This window comes from Acidimicrobiia bacterium, assembly GCA_036396535.1.
GTDB lineage: Bacteria > Actinomycetota > Acidimicrobiia > Spongiisociales > UBA5794 > DASWKR01.
The window spans coordinates 26,131-43,963 of sequence record DASWKR010000065.1; the positions used below are offsets into that span (position 1 = coordinate 26,131).

General features: G+C 68.3%; 17 protein-coding genes. 8 read left to right on the forward strand and 9 right to left on the reverse strand.

The window, feature by feature from the left end; genetic code table 11:
* Positions 1-138 precede the first annotated feature (138 nt).
* From VGC47_11730 to VGC47_11740, 3 genes are all read left to right on the forward strand, one after another.
* A complete protein-coding gene (locus VGC47_11730) occupies positions 139-825 on the forward strand; it encodes a response regulator transcription factor (GenBank protein ID HEX9855972.1) in 687 nt (228 codons plus the stop codon).
* Positions 822-2,045 carry a HAMP domain-containing sensor histidine kinase gene (locus tag VGC47_11735; GenBank protein ID HEX9855973.1) on the forward strand — a complete coding sequence of 408 codons (1,224 nt, stop codon included), beginning with the start codon at positions 822-824 and terminating at the stop codon, positions 2,043-2,045. Before VGC47_11730 ends, VGC47_11735 begins: the two co-directional genes overlap by 4 nt.
* Before the next feature lie 98 nt (positions 2,046-2,143).
* Positions 2,144-2,281, forward strand: coding sequence for a hypothetical protein (locus VGC47_11740; protein ID HEX9855974.1), 138 nt, complete (start codon positions 2,144-2,146; stop codon positions 2,279-2,281).
* Positions 2,282-2,324: 43 nt separating this feature from the next.
* Here the strand turns inward: VGC47_11740 and VGC47_11745 are convergent, their stop codons facing one another.
* From VGC47_11745 to aceB, 7 genes are all read right to left on the reverse strand, one after another.
* A complete protein-coding gene (locus VGC47_11745) occupies positions 2,325-3,275 on the reverse strand; it encodes a hypothetical protein (protein ID HEX9855975.1) in 951 nt (316 codons plus the stop codon).
* The gene (locus VGC47_11750) at positions 3,272-3,829 is read right to left on the reverse strand and encodes an RNA polymerase sigma factor (protein ID HEX9855976.1); all 558 of its coding nucleotides are present in this window, start codon (positions 3,827-3,829) and stop codon (positions 3,272-3,274) included. Before VGC47_11750 ends, VGC47_11745 begins: the two co-directional genes overlap by 4 nt.
* Before the next feature lie 87 nt (positions 3,830-3,916).
* Positions 3,917-4,516, reverse strand: a complete 600-nt coding sequence (locus VGC47_11755; GenBank protein ID HEX9855977.1) for an HD domain-containing phosphohydrolase — start codon at positions 4,514-4,516, stop codon at positions 3,917-3,919.
* A 53-nt stretch (positions 4,517-4,569) separates the two neighbouring features.
* The gene (locus tag VGC47_11760) at positions 4,570-6,201 is read right to left on the reverse strand and encodes a choice-of-anchor B family protein (protein ID HEX9855978.1); all 1,632 of its coding nucleotides are present in this window, start codon (positions 6,199-6,201) and stop codon (positions 4,570-4,572) included.
* Positions 6,202-6,301: 100 nt separating this feature from the next.
* Positions 6,302-6,760 (reverse strand): CHRD domain-containing protein, encoded by a 459-nt coding sequence (locus VGC47_11765; protein ID HEX9855979.1) that lies wholly within the window; start codon positions 6,758-6,760, stop codon positions 6,302-6,304.
* 82 nt (positions 6,761-6,842) lie between these two features.
* Positions 6,843-8,117: an isocitrate lyase gene (gene aceA, locus VGC47_11770; GenBank protein HEX9855980.1), complete on the reverse strand. Its 1,275-nt coding sequence runs from the start codon at positions 8,115-8,117 to the stop codon at positions 6,843-6,845.
* A gap of 29 nt (positions 8,118-8,146) precedes the next feature.
* Entirely contained in the window at positions 8,147-9,727 is a 1,581-nt protein-coding gene (gene aceB / locus VGC47_11775; GenBank protein HEX9855981.1) for a malate synthase A, read from the reverse strand.
* A 115-nt stretch (positions 9,728-9,842) separates the two neighbouring features.
* Between aceB and VGC47_11780 the strand changes: the two genes are divergently transcribed.
* Complete coding sequence (locus VGC47_11780; GenBank protein ID HEX9855982.1) at positions 9,843-11,285, forward strand: helix-turn-helix domain-containing protein; 1,443 nt, start codon at positions 9,843-9,845, stop codon at positions 11,283-11,285.
* On the opposite strand, the gene VGC47_11785 is transcribed toward VGC47_11780, so the two are convergent.
* Positions 11,275-12,528, reverse strand: coding sequence for a PQQ-dependent sugar dehydrogenase (locus VGC47_11785; GenBank protein ID HEX9855983.1), 1,254 nt, complete (start codon positions 12,526-12,528; stop codon positions 11,275-11,277). The two genes, VGC47_11780 and VGC47_11785, sit on opposite strands and share 11 nt — an antisense overlap.
* Positions 12,529-12,840: 312 nt before the next feature.
* On the opposite strand from VGC47_11785, the gene VGC47_11790 reads away from it, so the two are divergent.
* Positions 12,841-13,302: a hypothetical protein gene (locus tag VGC47_11790; GenBank protein HEX9855984.1), complete on the forward strand. Its 462-nt coding sequence runs from the start codon at positions 12,841-12,843 to the stop codon at positions 13,300-13,302.
* Positions 13,303-13,334: 32 nt separating this feature from the next.
* Positions 13,335-14,501, forward strand: a complete 1,167-nt coding sequence (locus tag VGC47_11795) for an MFS transporter (GenBank protein HEX9855985.1) — start codon at positions 13,335-13,337, stop codon at positions 14,499-14,501.
* Here VGC47_11795 and VGC47_11800 read toward each other — a convergent pair.
* Positions 14,485-15,060 (reverse strand): plastocyanin/azurin family copper-binding protein, encoded by a 576-nt coding sequence (locus VGC47_11800; GenBank protein HEX9855986.1) that lies wholly within the window; start codon positions 15,058-15,060, stop codon positions 14,485-14,487. The two genes, VGC47_11795 and VGC47_11800, sit on opposite strands and share 17 nt — an antisense overlap.
* A gap of 78 nt (positions 15,061-15,138) precedes the next feature.
* On the opposite strand from VGC47_11800, the gene VGC47_11805 reads away from it, so the two are divergent.
* Positions 15,139-16,491 carry an MFS transporter gene (locus tag VGC47_11805; GenBank protein ID HEX9855987.1) on the forward strand — a complete coding sequence of 451 codons (1,353 nt, stop codon included), beginning with the start codon at positions 15,139-15,141 and terminating at the stop codon, positions 16,489-16,491.
* Between the two features lie 36 nt (positions 16,492-16,527).
* Positions 16,528-17,829 (forward strand): PQQ-dependent sugar dehydrogenase, encoded by a 1,302-nt coding sequence (locus VGC47_11810; protein HEX9855988.1) that lies wholly within the window; start codon positions 16,528-16,530, stop codon positions 17,827-17,829.
* The last annotated feature ends 4 nt before the right edge of the window (positions 17,830-17,833 follow it).

Sequence of the window (17,833 nt, forward strand, 5' to 3'; positions counted from 1 at the left end):
GCGGGTGGCCCCCTCCGTTCTTGCGTCCCTGCGTCGCGTATGTGCGATGGGGGGACGCCGGAACGGGAGAGACGGTCGTTTAGACCCCGTTTAGCTGCGTGCCGGTACCGTGTGCGGCGACAGCAGGGGAGCACAGCCATGCGGATCTTGGTCGTCGAGGACGAGCCGGAGCTCGCCGAGGCCCTCGCGGTCGGACTCCGCCGCGAAGGCTATGCCGTCGACGTCGCCACCCGCGGCGACGAGGCGGTCGAGCGCCTGGCGACGAGCCCCTACGACCTGGTGACGCTCGACCTCGGACTGCCCGACATGGACGGCCGGGACATCGCCCGCGCCGTTCGCTCCCAGACGGTGACGGACGAGCCGGGGCCGCGTGTCCTCATGTTGACCGCCCGGGACCGTCTGGAAGATCGAGTCGCCGGACTCGACGTCGGCGCCGACGACTACCTCGTCAAGTCGTTCGCCTTCGCCGAGCTGCTCGCCAGGGTGAGAGCCCTGCTCAGGCGGGACGTCGGATCGAACGGCGCCGTTCTCCGCCTCGCCAAGCTGGAGCTCGACGCCGCTCGCCTCGAAGCGAGCCACGACGGCGTCGAGCTTGCGCTCACGGCCAAGGAGTTCGCCCTGCTGCGGTTCTTCATGCTCCACCCCGGCGAGGTCCTCAGTGCCGAACGACTGCTCGACCACGTGTGGGACGAGCACGTCGACCCATTCACCAACACAGTGAGGGTGACGGTCAGCAACCTGAGGCGCAAGCTGAAGGAGGCGGGCGCCGATGACTCGATCGAGACCGTCGTCGGGGCCGGTTACCGGCTGCGGGACATGCGATGAAGCTGCCCGCTTGGATGAGATCCGTCCGGTTTCGGCTCGCCCTGACGTACTCGGTCGTCGTCTTCGGACTCGCCTTCCTCGTGGTCTTCGGTGTCAACGTCGCCCTCTCCCGGTCGCTGGCCGACCAGCCGGTGTCCCAGCAGACGCAGTTCCGCACGTTCGTCGCCCCGAACGGCGCCATCGTCAGGATCGAGGAGACCGTCCGCGGTCGGATGGTGACCCTCGAGCAGCTCGTCAACGCCAGGGCGCGTGAGGACTTGCGCCGCTACTCGCTGCTGGCGCTGCTCGGGATGTTCCCCGTCAGCATCGGGATCGGGTGGCTGGTAGCCAACAGGGCCTTCGCTCCGATCGGCAAGATCACCAAGGTCGCTCAGGACATCCAGTCGACCGATCTCTCGCAACGGATCGATCTCGAGGGTCCCGACGACGAGCTGAAGCAGCTCGCAGACACGTTCGACGGCATGCTCGACCGGATCGAGGCCGGCATCGATCGCCAGCGGAGCTTCGTCCAGGACACGTCGCACGAGTTGCGCAACCCACTCGCCGTGATGGCCGTCAGCCTCGACGTCGCCCTGGCCGACGACGCGGCGGACGCGGCGACGCTCAGGAGGACGGCAGAGGTGGTGCGGCGCAACGTCGAGCGCACCTCGAGGACGGTCGACGATCTCCTCATGTTCGCCCGCAGCCAGATCCCGGAGTCGCAGCTCATCGAGGCGGATCTCGCCGATCTGACCGGTGAGGTCGTCGAGGAGCACCGGGCCGTCATCGAGGAGCACAGGCTCGCCCTGGAGTGCGACCTCGATCACGTCTCGGCGACCGTCGACGACGTCTCGGTGAAACGAGCGGTCGGGAACCTCATCGGCAACGCGGTGCGGCTGTCGCCGCCGAACCGCCAGTTGCGGATCGGAACGGGGGCGGTCGACGGGTGGGCGTGGATCGGCGTCTCGGACGAGGGACCAGGCATCGCCGAGGAGCAGCACGCCACGATGTTCAGGAGGCATTGGTCCGGGGATGCATCGAGCCTGGGCAGCGAGCTACGCGCCGGTCTCGGGCTCGACATCGCCCGCCAGGTAGCCGAGTCGCACTCCGGGCTCATCACGGTCGAGTCGCAGCCCGGCGTCGGCGCAACATTCGTCCTGTGGCTGCCGAGGGGGCCGGGCGCCGACCCTGCGATGGTCACGGAAGACGGCATCCACCCCAAGGCCAACCCGCTGGGGTGAGACCGGGGATGTATCTGGCCTGCCGCCATGGTGCGAGGCGCCAAAGCACTCGCCATGCTGCGCCGACGCACGCACGCCCTGCCTCCGGACGTCTACGCATGGCGTACGACGTGCTCAACCATCGGATCATCATGTGGTTCGAGGCCCTGGCGGACGGGGTCGGGGTCGACGATGTGCTCGTCGAGCTGCTCTCGGAGCTTCCGGCGCCGCGAGTCACGCAGACGGCGTCGGCATGACTCTCACGGCGGAGCAGCGCCCGAGGGGTCTCGACCTTGTCGGTCAGCGGTTGGGGAGCTCCCGGCCACTGTCCTGCCCGCCGGGGTTGGCGTTGCCGCCGCCATTGCCGCCGGCTCCATTGCCGCCGCCTCCGGCATTGCCGCCGCCTCCGGCATTGCCGGTCCCGGAGTCGTCGTCACCGTTCCCGCCGCGATTGCCGGGCGGATCATCGGAGCGACCCGGAGCGTCGCCGGACCCGCCGGGCGCTTCGTCGTCCTGCTGACCCGGCGCGCCGTCCCGGCTTGGATCATCCGGCCGTCCCGGCGGGTCGGCCGGCAGCCCGTAGTCATGCGGGTCGGGGTGGTCGCCGCACGACTCCTGCGGCGTTGGCATGCCGTCTTCCGCCTTCTCGCGGTCCTTGACGCACTGGGTCCAGGCGGCGACCGCCAGGGCGTATTCGTCGGCTCGCTCGCCTTCGTCGTCGACGACGGAGGTGACGGTCGTGGAGACGCCGGGGACTGCCGCCGGTGGATTCGTCCCGGCGGTGGTGACAGTGGCGCCCGCCGTCGCCTCGGCCTGAGGGATGCGAATGCCCACGTGCTCGACGACACCGGCGACTGCGTTCTGCCACCCGGTCGGCAGGTTGCCCGTGGCGGCAGCCGCGCCACCCGTGACGGTGGCGAGCGCCATGGCGCCGAAGAGGAACTTGATAACGAAGCCCGACGTGACCCCGGCGTAGGCGAGACGCCTCCGCCGGGGCGCTGGCTGCACGACGGGTGCTGCGGCGTCCCCCGCTCTAACAGCAACCTGTCGTGCAGCCATGGCAGCCTGGGCGACGTGCGTCGCTTTGGCTGCGCCCGACAGGGGCTGTTCGGAACTGGCCCGGACCCGTTCGACGAGAAGGGCGAGAGCCGGATCGGCCGAAGCCGAACCGCGGATTGCGCTCTCGAGCGCCGCGTCGTCCGGACCTCCGAACAACCACTTCATGTCGTCGTTACCGACGCGATCGCTCATCGTGCTACGCCCTCGTTGTCGAGCTTCCTGCGGATCGCCCCCAGAGCCCTCCGCTGCAGCGCAGTGATCGCCCCGATGCGCTTGCCGAGCGCCCGGGACGTCTCCTCGAGCGTGAGGCCGCCGATGATGCGCAGCATGAGCACATCTCGCTGGTCGGGGGTGAGCTCCGAGAAGAGCGTCCTCAGCAGGCCGTCGTCGATTCGATCGAGAGCGGCCCGCTCCGTGTCGTCTGCCGAGACGACCCCCGTCAGCTTCTCGGTCTCGACGAGCTGCTCCGGCCGGCGGGTGCGGGCCCGGCGCTCGTCGATGAGGCGGCTGTGAGCCACCATGAAGACCCACGAGTGGAAGTTGCGCTCGGTGCCGTCGAACGTCTCGATGTTCCGGGCGACCTGGAGGAAGACCTCGCCGACCAGGTTCTCGGCATCGACGGCACCTCGGACCCGTAAGTACCCGTGGAGCTTGGGGGAGAGCTCGTCGTACAGGATCGACCACGCCCACTCGGCGCCCGCCCGGGCGGCTTCGAGGACGTCATCGAACTGCTCACCGAACGCCATGGACACCCTGATCTCGGGAGAACGTGGGCCGATGGTACCGAGGGTGTCGCCACGGGCGTGACAGGGCAGCCCGAGAGGACTACGCCGTCACTGATCGATCGAGGCCAGGAACACCTCGGCGACGAGGGGATCGAACTGCGACCCCGCCCCGGCTGCGATCTCCTCGATCGCCCGCTCGCTCGCCTGGGCCGGGCTGTAGGGCCGCTCGCAGACGATGGCGTCGTACGCGTCGACGACCGAGATGATCCGGGCCGGCATGGGGATCTGGGCGCCTTCGAGTCCGAACGGGTAACCCTTGCCGTCGAACCGCTCGTGGTGGGTGAGCACCGTCATGGCGACCTCGCGGTCGACCCGGCTCCGCAACATCCAGTAGCCGTGGATCGGGTGGAGGCGCATCTGCGCCCATTCGGCACCGTCGAGGGGGCGTGGCTTGCGGACGACGGTCTCCGCGATCGCAAACTTGCCGATGTCGTGGAGCGAGGAAGCGATCCGAAGCCGATCGATCGCCTCTTCGTCGAAGCCCATTCGCGCCGCGATCACGGCTGCGACGTCGCCGACCCGCTCGCCATGGTCGACCCAGATCGGGTCATCGCCCAAAGCGAGCCCCGCGGCCCTGGCGTCGACGAGGTCGCGGAGCATGCCGGAGCCGCCCGGCCGGCGCGTCGCCCTGTCCAAGGTTGCGGTCATTGGGGAGGTAACCGACGTTGGGTCAGAAATTGCTACGCCGCAGGCTCAATACTTCAAACCCTGAGCAGTTGGATCACCGAGCCGTTCGTGCCGCCGTCGCGATCCGAGTTGGTCCACGGCGTGTAGTAGGAGCCTGGGTCGACGATTCCCTTCACGCGCACCTCGACCTTGTCGCGGGACTGGATGCGCGTCTTCACGATGCACTTGCCCGCCTCGTCGGTCACGCATCCCCGGTCACGGCCGTTCGAGAAGCGCACACGGACCTCGGCACCGGCGACCGGGTCGCCGTCCTCGTCGACCACATTGATCTTGGCTCGGGCCCTCCAGTGCGGGCCAGGCAGCGGCCTGCTGCGGTCGTCGAGGTCGATCGTCGTAACCGCGTGGCGGGCTGCGCCGGGGAACAGGACGAAGAGACCCTGCTCGATCCCGTTCACGACGACCACCCCGCTCTCGAAGAACGGGTAGACACTCCACGCGCCGTTGAACTGCGCGGCGTTGTCTGCCGGCCAGACGTCGAAGTACCCGACCTCGGTGAGGTCGCCGCCGGCGACACCTTTGAGGGACAGCACCCGGAGCCCTGCCCGGTAGTTGGCCTGATAGGTGTGGCCGTCGGCGACGTACTGGTTGTGGTCGATGGCATTGACCCACGACCTGTGGGTGTCGAGGACGGCCGGGTCGTCGACGTCGCGCACGTCCCAGATGTAGGTCGTCGTCTTCACCCCCGAGAACATCTCATCCGCCTCGTCGTCGAGGAGGAAATACCTGTGGTTGTCAGTCAGCCACCCCTGGTGCGTGTACGAGGCGCCCGGGTATGCCCTCCTGGCGAGCTGGATCGGGCTCGACTTGTCGGTGACGTCGACGATCGTGAGCGTGTCCTCGTTCGAGGCGAAGCACAGCTCCTTGCCGGCGTGGGCGGTGTCCGGCCCCCGGTACACGACGCACTGGACGTCGTGCGTGTAGCCGTCAGCCGAGTAGCACCCGGAGAATGCCGGGCTCGAAGGATCGGCGAGGCTCACCATGTAGAGGCCGCCGGAGCATTGGCTCGAACCGATGACGTAGGCGTACCCGGTTTCCTCGTTCACGGCGATGTTGTGGGCGTTCGAGAACCCGTTGAGGTGGCCGCTCTCCGAGAACGTCACCGGCGGTGAGCCGACGTCGAGGAGCTCGGTCAGGTCGAAGTACTGCAACCCCGAGGATGCCGCCTCGCTCACGATGTAGGCGTGGTCCTCGTACACCTTGATGTCACGCCAGATCGAGGAGGTGGCGTGAGGCGGCAGGCTCCCGAGGTAGACGGGATCCGTGGGCTTGGTGACCTCGACGAACGAGGTGCCGGTCGAGCGACCGACGATGGCGAACTCGCGGCCGGACGCTTCGTCTGTCCAGCCCCAGATGTCGTTGCCCTCTCCGCCGCCCATCGAGGGAAGCGGCAGATGGGAGAGCATGTCGACGCCGAGACACGGATAGCTGCCGGCGAAGCCGCCTTCGCATCGCGTGTATGACATCGAAGCCGACTCGAGCACGCGGGAGAGGGCGTTGCGGGCGATGCTGCTCGTCATGCGAGCCGCGTCGACTCCGAACTCGACTTGGCGGGCGCCGCCTTCTGGGTGGGCGCCTGCCGGGAGGGCCAGACCGACGATGAGGGCGGCAGCAGCGACCGCCGTGAGCTTCGCCTGGTATCGGTGCACTGCGACGGAAGCGTAGCCGGGAGCCGCCATGCGGACGCGCAGGTGGGCGGCACCGGTGCGCGCCGCCCACCTACGTGATCAGGGCCGCCTACTTGTCGAGTTACTTGTCGAGCTGGCCGCGCAGCTCGCCACCCGGATATGCGTCGGAGTGGATGTTGACGTAGTAGTCCTCGGGGTTCTGCTGGATATCGCGGAGCAGCGGCTTGGCGACATCGCGCGTGCAGCCCCTGCTCTGCTTTTTCACTGCCTGTCCGAATGCCGTGAAGTCGACCACGATGGGCCCGTCGACGCCCGCAGCCCCATCATGGATGTGGAATGCGATCGGCGTCACGCCCGTGATCGAGATGTCGTAGCAGAGCACCTTCTTGCGCCTGTCGATCGTGACGGTGGCGACTCCGACGCCGTCCGAGTCGATGTCGGCCGTCTCCCCGTCGCCGGTCAGCGTGGCGATGCGCACCTTGGCATTGGTCTCCGGCCCGTCGATGGCGGCGATGGCCGGGATCGCGGCGGCGGCGAGCAAGCCGAGGAGCGCGAGGCCGACGATGAGTCTCCTCCTCATGAACCGTCTCCTTCCCTAGAGGTTCGAGGGGAGTACGGCGCGGCCTGGATATCGGTTCCTTCGTCGGCGCCCGGAGCGCCGACTAGAACTGCTGCTGCTCGGTGGATCCGGCGAGCGCCAGCGTCGACGCCGTGCCGGCGCTGACGACCTGGGCGACCCGGTCGAAGTATCCGGCCCCGACCTCGCGCTGGTGGCGCGTGGCGGTGTAGCCACGCTCTTCCATGGCGAACTCCGACTCTTGCAGCTCGACGTAGGCCGACATGCCGGAGGCGGCGTAGCGGCTGGCGAGGTCGAACATCGAGGCGTTGAGGGCGTGGAACCCGGCGAGCGTGATGAACTGGAAGCGGTATCCCATCGCCCCCAGCTCCTTCTGGAACGTGGCGATCGCCTCGTCGTCGAGGTGGCGCCTCCAGTTGAACGACGGCGAGCAGTTGTAGGCCAGCAGCTTCGTCGCGTGCTGCGAGAGGATCGCCTCCGCGAAGCGCTCCGCCTCGGCCAGGTCGGGCCGCGACGTCTCGCACCAGACGAGGTCGGCGTACGGGGCGTATGCGAGCCCGCGGGCGATGGCGGACTCCATGCCGTTGCGGACCTCGAAGAATCCCTCGGCCGTTCGTGATCCTGTCACGAACTCGCGATCTCTCTCATCGACGTCGCTCGTGAGCAGTGTCGCCGCCAGCGAGTCCGTCCTGGCGACGATCACGGTCGGCGTGTCCATCACGTCTGCCGCCAGCCTGGCAGCCGTCAGTGTCCTCACGTGCTGGCTCGTCGGAACGAGCACCTTGCCGCCCATGTGGCCGCACTTCTTCTCGGAGGCGAGCTGGTCCTCGAAATGGACGGCGGCCGCACCGGCGGCGATGAAGCTCTTCGTCAGCTCGAAGGCGTTGAGGGCACCTCCGAAGCCGGCCTCGGCATCGGCGACGATCGGCACCATCCAGTCGACGTCGTCCGAGCCCTCGACGAAGGCGATCTGATCCGCCCTCCTGAGGGCATTGTTGATGCGGCGCACCAAGGCCGGGGCGCTCGACACCGGGTAGAGGGACTGGTCGGGGTACACCTCTTCGGAGACATTGGCGTCGGCCGCCACCTGCCAGCCCGACAGGTAGATCGCCTCGAGGCCCGCCCGCACCATCTGGACCGCCTGGCCACCCGACATCGCCCCCAGGGCGTTGACGTAGTCGCGCTCGCCCAGCAGGCGCCACAATCGTTCGGCGCCCCGCCTGCCGACCGTGTGCTCGACGGCGAACGACCCCTGGAGCCCGACGACGTCGTCGGCTGTGTAGTCCCGCTGCGCGCCGGCGAACCGTGGTGCGCTCCACGTGGCATCGATCTGTCGTGCTCTCTGCTGACGGTCTTGCATGGTTGTCGCCTCCGATGTGAGCGGCGGGCTCAGTCGAGCAGTTCCGAAGCGGGCAAGGTCAGGAAGTCCGGGAAGGACGACCCGAGCGCCACCTCCTCGAAGAGGTCGCGGGCCTCCTTGAAGCGGCCGGCGAGGAGGCCCTCTCCGCCGCTCTCGCCCTCGATCTCGCCGATGACCTCGTCGGCCATCCTCCGCACGAGCGCCGTCGTGACCCGTGTCCCGTTCTGTGTCGAGATCCCGTGGCGGATCCACTGCCAGATCTGGGAGCGGCTGATCTCGGCGGTGGCGGCATCTTCCATCAGGTTGTAGAGGGCAACCGCGCCGTTCCCGGTGAGCCAGGCCGCCAGGTAGCGGATGGCGACGTCGATGTTCGTGCGGACGCCGGCGAGCGTCACGGCGCCGCCGGGGACTGCGATCGTCTGGAGTGCCGCCGCATCCGCCACGACGTCGGGCCGCAACCGGCCGATCTGGTTCGGTGCGCCACCGAGGACGGCGGCGAACTCGCGGCGAGCGACCCCGACGAGGTCGGGGTGGGCGACCCAGGTGCCGTCGTGTCCGTCGCGGGCCTCGCGGGCCTTGTCCTCGGCGACCTTGGCGAGCGCCTTGGCGTTGACGGCTTCGTCCCGTCTGCTCGGGATGAACGCCGACATCCCCCCGATGGCGTGGGCGCCTCGCCGGTGTGCCGTTGCGATGAGGAGGTCGGTGTACGCCCGCATGAACGGGACCGTCATGACGACCTGGCTCCTGTCCGGAAGCACCATGTCCCTGCGGTTCCTGAACTTCTTGATGATCGAGAAGATGTAGTCCCAGCGACCTGCGTTGAGCCCCGCGGAGTGCTCCCTCAGCTCGTAGAGGATCTCGTCCATCTCGAAGGCCGCCGTGATCGTCTCCACGAGCACGGTCGCCTTGATCGTCCCGCTCGGGATGCCGAGCTCATGCTGGGCATGCAGGAACACGTCGTTCCAGAGCCTCGCCTCCAGGTGGCTCTCGAGCTTCGGGAGGTAGAAGTACGGTCCGGAGCCCCGAGCGATGAGCTCCGAAGCGTTGTGGAAGAGGAAGAGACCGAAGTCGAGGAGGCTCGCCGAGCTCGGTGCCTCGTCGACGAGGATGCGCCGGTCGACGAGGTGCCAGCCCCTCGGCCGGACAATGAGGGTCGCCGGCTCGTCGCCCAGGCGGTACGTCTTGTCCTCCGTGCGCAGCTCGATCGTTCGACGGACGGCGTCACGCAGGTTCAGCTGTCCTTGGATGAGGTTCTCCCACGTCGGCGAGTTCGAGTCCTCGAAGTCGGCCATGAACGTCGACGCCCCGGAGTTGAGGGCGTTGATCACCATCTTCCTGTCGACCGGCCCGGTGATCTCGACGGTGCGCTCCTCGAGGTCGGCGGGCACGGGCGCAACCCTCCAGTCGGATCGGCGCACGTTGCGTGTCTCGGGGAGGAATGCCAGCTCGGCGCCCCCGTCGAGGAGGTCCTGGCGCACGTGCCTGGCGCACAACAGCCCCCGCCTACGCTCACCGAAGGCACGTTGCAGCCCGGCCACGAATGCAACGGCTTCCTCGGTGAGGATCTCGTTCATGCCTTGCATCCTCGTGCCGGTGATCTCGACACCCATCGGGGTCCTCCTGGTCCGGATGGGGCAGAGTGCGCACGCCGGCGGCGTCCTGCCAAGGCGAGTGGACATTAAGTTTGAGTGTTCTTATCATTGAGTCGTCTACTCGGAGGAAATTTTGGCGGCAACTTCGATTGATTCCCTCATTCTCGGGTATCGACTGCGACACTTCCGTAAGCAGCGCGGGCTCACGCTCGAGCAGCTCGGCGCCCTCGTCGACAAGCCGGCCCCGTACCTGTCGCTGCTCGAGAATGGCAAGCGTGAGCCGAGGCTGGGGCTCCTCAACGAGCTGGCCGCTTCGCTCGACGTCTCGGTCGCGGAGCTGCTCGAGCCGACGCCGCCGACGAAGCGATCGCGCATGGAGGTGGCGCTCGAACGTGCCCAGGATGAGCCGATCTACCGGGAGCTCGGGCTGCCATACCTCAAAGCGTCGGCCAAGCTGCCCGACCCCGCCCTCGAGCACATCGTCGCTCTCTACGAGGCCCTCCGGGAGACCAGGACCGTCACCGATCCGACGAGGGAGGCGGCGCGGATCGCCAACGCCGAGCTACGCGCCGAGATGAAGCGGCGCGGCAACTACTTCGAGGAGATCGAGTCGGTTGCAGCCGAAGCCGTCGAAGCAGCCGGGTACGAGGGGTCGCGGGCCCTCACCGAGCGCGACATCGCCCAACTGGCGTCACACTTCGGATTCACGGTCGAGCGCGCTCCCGACGTGCCGCCTTCGGTGCGATCGGTCACGGACCTGCGCAACCGGAGGATCTACGTCGCCCAGCGCGACCTTCTCGGCACCAGGAGCGCCCGTTCGGTTGTCATCCAGACCCTCGGCCACTTCGCGCTCGATCACACGGATCCGAGGAGCTTCGGGGAGTTCCTGCGGCAACGCGTCGAGGCGAACTACTTCGCCGGCGCCGTGCTGCTCCCTGAGGTGGCAGCCGTCCCGATGCTCGTCGAGGCGAAGCGAGAGCGCGACCTCTCGGTGGAGGATCTCCGTGACGCCTTCTACGTGTCGTACGAGATGGCGGCGCACCGCTTCACGAACCTGGCGACCAGGCACCTCGGGCTCAAGGTGCACTTCGTCCGTTCGGACGAGGCCGGGATCATCTGGAAGGCATACGAGAACAACGACGTCCCGTTCCCGCAGAACTCGGTCGGCGCCATCGAAGGGCAGCGGCTGTGCCGCGAGTGGGGGACGCGCCAGGCGTTCCACTCGCGCGACAAGTTCTCGATCCACTACCAGTACACGGACACCTCGCGCGGGACATTCTGGTGCAGCACCCACGTCGACGAGCACCGCATGGCTGCCATCACCACAGGTGCCAGATTCGAGGAGGCGCAGCATTTCCGCGGCAGGGAGACGAACCGGCACTCCGCCTCACGGTGCCCCGACGGGACGTGTTGCCGCAGACCGGACGCCGGGCTGGCGTCGCGCTGGGACGGCTACGCCTGGCCGTCTGTCCGGCCGAACAGCCACGTCCTGGCGGCGATGCCCGTCGAGACCATCCCCGGCGTCGACTTGACCGAGGTGTACGAGTTCCTCGACAGGAATGCGTCTACGGGCTGACGGCCCCCGCTCGCACCGGCTCGAGCCGGAGCACGTCCCCGCCCAGCGTGGCGACGAGCATCTCTCCTTCCGGGTCGAGGCCGAAGCTCGTGACGTTGCCGAGGCCGTCCAGCCACTGTCTCTCGTCGCCGACATCACCGTCGATGAGCTCGAGGCTCCTGACCCAGCCGGCGCAGTAGTCGCTGTAGAAGAAGGTGCCGTCGAGCTCCGGCATGGCTCTGCCGTGGTAGACCGGGCCGGCGATCACGGCGCACTCCGGGACGTGCTCGATGACGAGCACCGGCAATGCGAAGTCGGCGGGGTCGCACACGGGTACCGGTTTGCCGTCCCTGAGGTCCTGGGCGGTGATGAAGCACGTGTCCGCCTCGGCGATGGGCCACCCGAAGTTGGTCCCGGCGCCGTCTGCGAGGGAGATGACGTTGATCTCCTCCCAGAAGTCCTGGCCGACGTCCCCGATGTACACGAGGCCGGACGGGGCATCGATCGTGAACCGCCATGGGTTGCGCAGGCCGTAGACCCACTTCTCCGGGGCACCGCCACCGGCGGCATGAGGGTTGTCGGGTGGGATGGCATAAGGGCTGGCGGCGTCGACGTCGAGCCTGAGGAGGCCGCCGAACACGACGTCCTCGTTTTGGCCGTTGTGGAACGGGTCGCCGATCCCGCCTCCGTCGCCGAGGCCGAGCCAGAGGTAGCCATCCGGCCCGAACTGGATCATCCCGCCGTTGTGGAAGTGGTGGGGCTGGTCCACTGCGAGCACGATCGCCCGGCTCAGCGGGTCGAGCCGGTACGGGTCGTCCCCGTCGACTCGATACTCGAGGATCCGCGAGTCTCCCAGCTTGTTGACGAGGGAGACGAACACCCGGCCATTCTGTGCGAAGCGAGGATGGAAGGCGAGGCCGAGCAACCCCTGCTCCGTGCCCTGGCTGCCGACGTCGTTCGACACGTCGAGGAAGGGCTCCGGGCGCACCACTCCGTCCTCGACGACCACGATCCGGCCGGGCTGCTCGACCACGAAGAGGCGATCGCTCCCCGGGGGAGCCGTGACCTGAACCGGCTGGTTCAGCCCGGAGACCAGCAGCGTCGCCTCGATCCCGGTGAGCGGACCTTCCGGGGCCTCGCCGGGGAGCGTCGTGGCGGGCGTCGGCGTCGTGGTGCCCGGCCCGATCGGGATGCCGGATGCCGCGTCACCTCCGCAGGCGGCGAGGGCGATGGCGAATGCTGCGGCGACCACGAGACGATGCACGGTGAGCGAGGCTAAACCGGCGAGGACGCTACGAGTCGGACGGGTTCTCTCCCGCCTTGCGGGGGACCGACGAGCGCCGAAGGCCGAGTCGAGGGGGTGGCTGCGGCGAGTCGAGTGGACGAGCCCTTCTTACGCAGTCTCCCGCTTTGCGGGGGACCGACGAGCGCCGAAGGCCGAGTCGAGGGGGTGGCTGCGGTTGGGCCCCCTCGGCTCGGTCCCTGGCGGGACACTCGCCGATCCCCCGGCTCACGCCGGGGGATTGCGTAGGGGGTGGCGCGCCCCTGGGTGCGTCGGTCTGGCATAGTGGCCGCCATGTCAGACGTCGTCGTGCCGGTCGACGTGCCCCAACTCGGGGACGACCGCCTGAAGAACTGGGCGAAGGTCGTCCACTCCGTGGACGAGGGCAAGGCGTCCGGCTGGGCGTTCGAGGGCGACTTCATAGCTACCGGCGGGATCCAGGACGTGCCCGCCGGAGCCGTGATCCTGGTGTACGGCGAACGCGGGTCGCGTCAGAGCCCGTCTGTCGAGGCCAAGGTGTACACCGCCAACAACGACGGGACGCTGAGCCAGGAGGCGGAGGCGAAGGGAAGGGCCTGGGCCAGGACGCTGCGTGACCGCGTCGTCGAGCTGCTGACGGCTGCAGAGGCGCTCCCCACGGGCGGGGTCGGGTGGCAGCCCGACCCCCCGGGGGCGGTCGGGTGGAAGCCCGACCTGATTCGATACTCGGAAGCGGCGCTGCGCGAGGAGCTGGCGCGTCGAGGGCTCGCCTCCTGAGCGACGATCCTCCCGCCGTCATCGGGGGACCGGTGCAGCGTGCCGGGTTCGTCTCGATGCTCGTGACCGCCATGGGCGTGGCGACATTCGTCGCAGGGATATTGAGCATCCTGTCGGCGGAGATCATCGACGAGTTCGACATCACGCGCCAGCAGTTCGGGCTCCTCATCACCGCACTCCTCGTCACCGGAGCCGGTCTGTCGTTCGCATCGGGCAAGATCACGGACGCCATCGGCGGCAAGGCCGGGTTCTTCCTCTTGTTCGCCCTGGCGGCCGCCGCATACGCCGTGTACGGGTTCGCCCCTGCGTATTGGGTGATGGCGCTCGGCGGGCTCGTCGGTGCGATGTCGAACTCGCTCGCCAACCCGACGACCAACAAGCTGATCTCCCTGCACATCCCGGCCGGTCGCCGGTCGGTGATCACCGGCATCAAGCAGTCGGGCGTCCAGGGGGCGGTCTTCTTCGGCGGGATCCTGCTGCCGGACGTGGCCCGCCGACTCGGCTGGCGAGGCGCCATGTTCACCGTCGCCGTCTTCTCGATCCTGTTTCTCCCGCTGGTCGCGGCTGCCATCCCGCGTGACACGGCGACCACATCCGCCGACCGGCAGGGTGCCGCACCTGTCCCCGGCTTCGTGCGCTGGCTCGCCCTGTACGGCTTCCTGCTCGGGTTCGCCGGTTCGGTGACGTTCCTCATCCCGCTGTTCGCCCAGGAGTCGCTCGGGATGAGCGCCGATGCGGGGGGCACCGCGGCGGCCGTCGCCGGGCTGGCAGCGTTCGTCGGGAGGATCGCGTGGGCGCGGATCGCGGAGCGGCGCGATCGCTACGTCGTCGAGCTGCTGTGGATCGCCGTGCTGTCGGCCGGGGCGGGGTACGTGTTGCTGCAGGCGACCCCGGAGCTGCCCTCGGCCCTGTGGGTGGGCGTCGTGCTCGTCGGCCTGACGTCCAGCTCGTGGAACTCGGTCGGGATGCTGGCCGTCATCTCACGTGCCGGGGTGCTGAGGACGGGAGGCGCCACGGGAACCGTGCAGGGAGGCTTCCTGCTCGGGCTCGGGATCGGACCTCCGATCTTCGGTCGGCTCGTCGATCGGACGGGGAGCTACGACTCGATGTGGCTGCTGTCCATCGGGTTCGTGGCGGCGGCGGCGCTGCTGTGCGCCACCTGGCTCTGGCGGGACCGGGTCGTCAGGGCTCGACGATGACCCTGCCCCGCATCTCGATCGGGTGGATCTCGCAGAAATACGGGTAGGTGCCCGCCGTCTCGAAGGTGACCGAGTATCGGCTCCCCTCGTCCAGGAAGCCCGAATCCCAGCGGCCGTCCTTGACGTAGGCGTCTCCTCCCCGACCGGATGTGGTCGTGTGGGCTCCCTGGTCGTTCGTCCAACGGACGCTGTCACCGACGGTGATGCGGACGGTCGGGGGACCGAAGGCGTAGTCGACCATCGACACGTCGACGCGTTGGGATGGAGGCTGGGTGGTGGTGGTGGTGGTGGTCGTCGTCGTCGTGGTGGTGGTCGTGGTCGTGGTCGTGGAGGTCGTCGACGTCGACGAGGTGGTGGTCGTGATGGGCGCAACCGTCGTTGTGGGAGGCGCAGTCGTGGTCGTCGCCGGCGCACCTGTTGTCGTGGCCGGCATAGTCGTCGTCGGCCTGCTGGTCGTCGATTCGACCGGAGCGGAGGTCGTCGTCTGGAGCGTCGTCGCCGCGCTCGTGCCGCAGGCGGTCGCCAGCGCCGCCACGACGATGCCACTCCGCAGTCTCACGCCGTCGGATACGGCGCCGTGTCGCATACCGGTTCGCGGTTGCGGCCGCGGCGCGGCGACCCGTAGCCTCGCCCGTCAGTGGCCACCGCCGGCAAGAACGACCCCCGCACGGTGTTCGGTTGGGCGATGTACGACTGGGCGAACTCGGCGTACATCACCATCTTCGGCGCGGTCGTCGCCGCCTTCTTCACGGACTCGATCGTGCCCGACGAGGGACTCTGGGGCCTGAGCGGCGAGACGTTGTGGGCGGCCGTCGTTTCGGTCGGAGCGATCGTGTTGTTCCTCTGGATGCCCATCATCGGCGCCATCGCCGACTACTCGGCGGCCAAGAGGGCTTTTCTGCGCGTCTTCGCCGTGTTCGGTGCGATCGTCACCATGCTCGTGCCGTTCGTCCCGGACGGCGCCGTGCTGCCGTTCCTGTTCCTCGTGCTGCTCACCCAGGTCGGCTTCGTCGGGGCGAACGTCTTCTACGACGGTTTCCTGCCTGACATCACGACCGACGCCACGATCGACCGGGTTTCGTCAAGGGGATTCGCCTTCGGGTACATCGGCGGAGGCCTCTACCTGCTCCTGGCGTTCGTGCTGCTCACGCTGAGCGGCGACGACGGGGCGACCGGGCTCGCTGAGGCGACGGCAGCACGCATCGGTATCTTCGGGGCCGGCGTCTGGTGGCTCGGGTTCACGTGGTTCGCCCTCGCCCGTTTCCCGGAGACCGGAGTCCCCGAACAGCTTCCCGCCGAGTACGGCGGGACCGCCAGGTGGAGGGCATACGCCTCCATCGGGTTCAGGAGGACGATCTCGACCGGTAAGAAGCTGCGCCGGTTCCCGCAGATCCTCCTCTTCGTCCTGGCCTTCCTCTTCTACAACGACGGCACCCAGACAGTCATCGCCATCAGCGGTGCATACGCAGAGGACACCCTGGGTCTCGAGCTCACCCAGATCGCCACCGCCTTCCTCATCGTGCAGTTCATCGCCTTCTTCGGGGCACTCGGTTTCGGAGTGCTCGCCGGTCGGATCGGCGCCAAGCGAGCGATCATCGTGTCGCTCGTCATCTGGGTGGGGCTCGCCATCGGGGCATACTTCCTCCCGGAGGGCGAGGCGCTGCCGTTCTATGGGCTGGCAGCCGTCGTCGGTTTCGTGCTCGGGGGCGTCCAAGCTCTGTCCCGATCGCTCTACGGGTCGATGATCCCCGAGGAGGCGTCCGCCGAGTTCTACGGGTTCTTCTCGGTGTTCTCGAAGTTCTCCGCCATCTGGGGCCCGCTCGTGTTCGCCATCGTCAGTGCCGTCACGGACTCCGGCAGGCCCGCCATCGTCTCGATCGTCGTCTTCTTCATCGTCGGGATGGTCCTGCTCGGACGGGTCGACGTCGATGAGGCGAGAGCGTCGCGGGAGCGGTGGCGCTTCGAAGGCGTCGAAGCCACGGTCGACTGACCGGCGTAGCCCGTAGGGGCCACTACGTTGCCTGGGATGCCCAAGGCCCTGCTCGTCATGCTCCTCGGCGCCCTGGCGGCATCGTCGTGCGCCACCGACGGTGTGTCCGGGGCGAGCACCACCGTCGTCCCGGTGTCGGCTCCGTCGTCGACGACCTCGCCTCCGACGACGGATCCGCCGGGCACCACCCCGGCGGAGCCCACCACGACCGGGCAGCCAACGACGACTGTGTCGCCGACGACGACTGTGTCGCCGACGACGACCGTGCCGCCGCTCGACGAGCTCGACCTGGAGTTGGAGCTCGTCGCCGAGGGCTTCAGGCAGCCGGTCTTCGTCACGGCGCCTCCCGACGACCCGCGCCTGTTCATCGTCGATCAGCCTGGGACGATCTGGGTGATCGACGGTGGAGACCCGGTTCTGTTCCTCGACATCAGCGACCGTGTGCTCGCCGAGGGCGAGCGGGGTCTCCTCGGCCTTGCCTTCCCGCCCGACTTCGCCACGACGGGCCTCTTCTACGTGGATTACACGGATGGAAACGGAGACACCAACATCGCCGAGTTCGCCGTGACGGCCGACTCGGGCGTCGCCGATCCCGACTCGGAGCGGACGGTTCTGGAGGTCTCCCAGCCGGCCTCGAACCACAACGGGGGAATGATCGCATTCGGCCCGGACGGAGCCCTGTGGATCGGCATGGGCGACGGGGGGCGCTCGAACGACGCCTTCGGCAACGGCCAGGATCCGGACACGCTGCTCGGAGCGATGCTGCGCATCCAGCCGTCCGCGGGGAACGGGGCCGAGTACCAGATCCCGCCGGACAACCCGTATGTCGACGGCGGCGGTGCGCCGGAAGTGTGGGCGATAGGTCTGCGCAACCCGTGGCGATGGTCGTTCGACGGCACCGTCCTCTGGATAGCCGACGTGGGCCAGAACACCATCGAGGAGATCGACACTCACGACACGACCGAGGGAGGCGGCGCCAACTTCGGCTGGCCGATCATGGAGGGCGGTTCCTGCTTCCAGGAGAAGGACTGCGACCGGTCGGGCTTGATCCAGCCCGTTGCCGACTACACCCACGCAGAGGGATGCTCGGTGAGCGGCGGCTATGTGTACCGGGGCGGGTCGATCCCGTCGTTGGACGGCCAGTACTTCTACGGCGACTACTGCGGCGGGTGGATCAGGTCGCTGGCGATCGGGGCGGACGGCGCCGTGGCAGGACGCGAGTGGTTCCCGAGCGGTGAGGTCGGAGGCTTGACGTCGTTCGGGGTCGACTCCTCGGGCGAGCTGTATGTCACGTCGACGTCTGGAGAGGTGTGGCGCCTCGTCGCCGCCGGACGATAGGTCG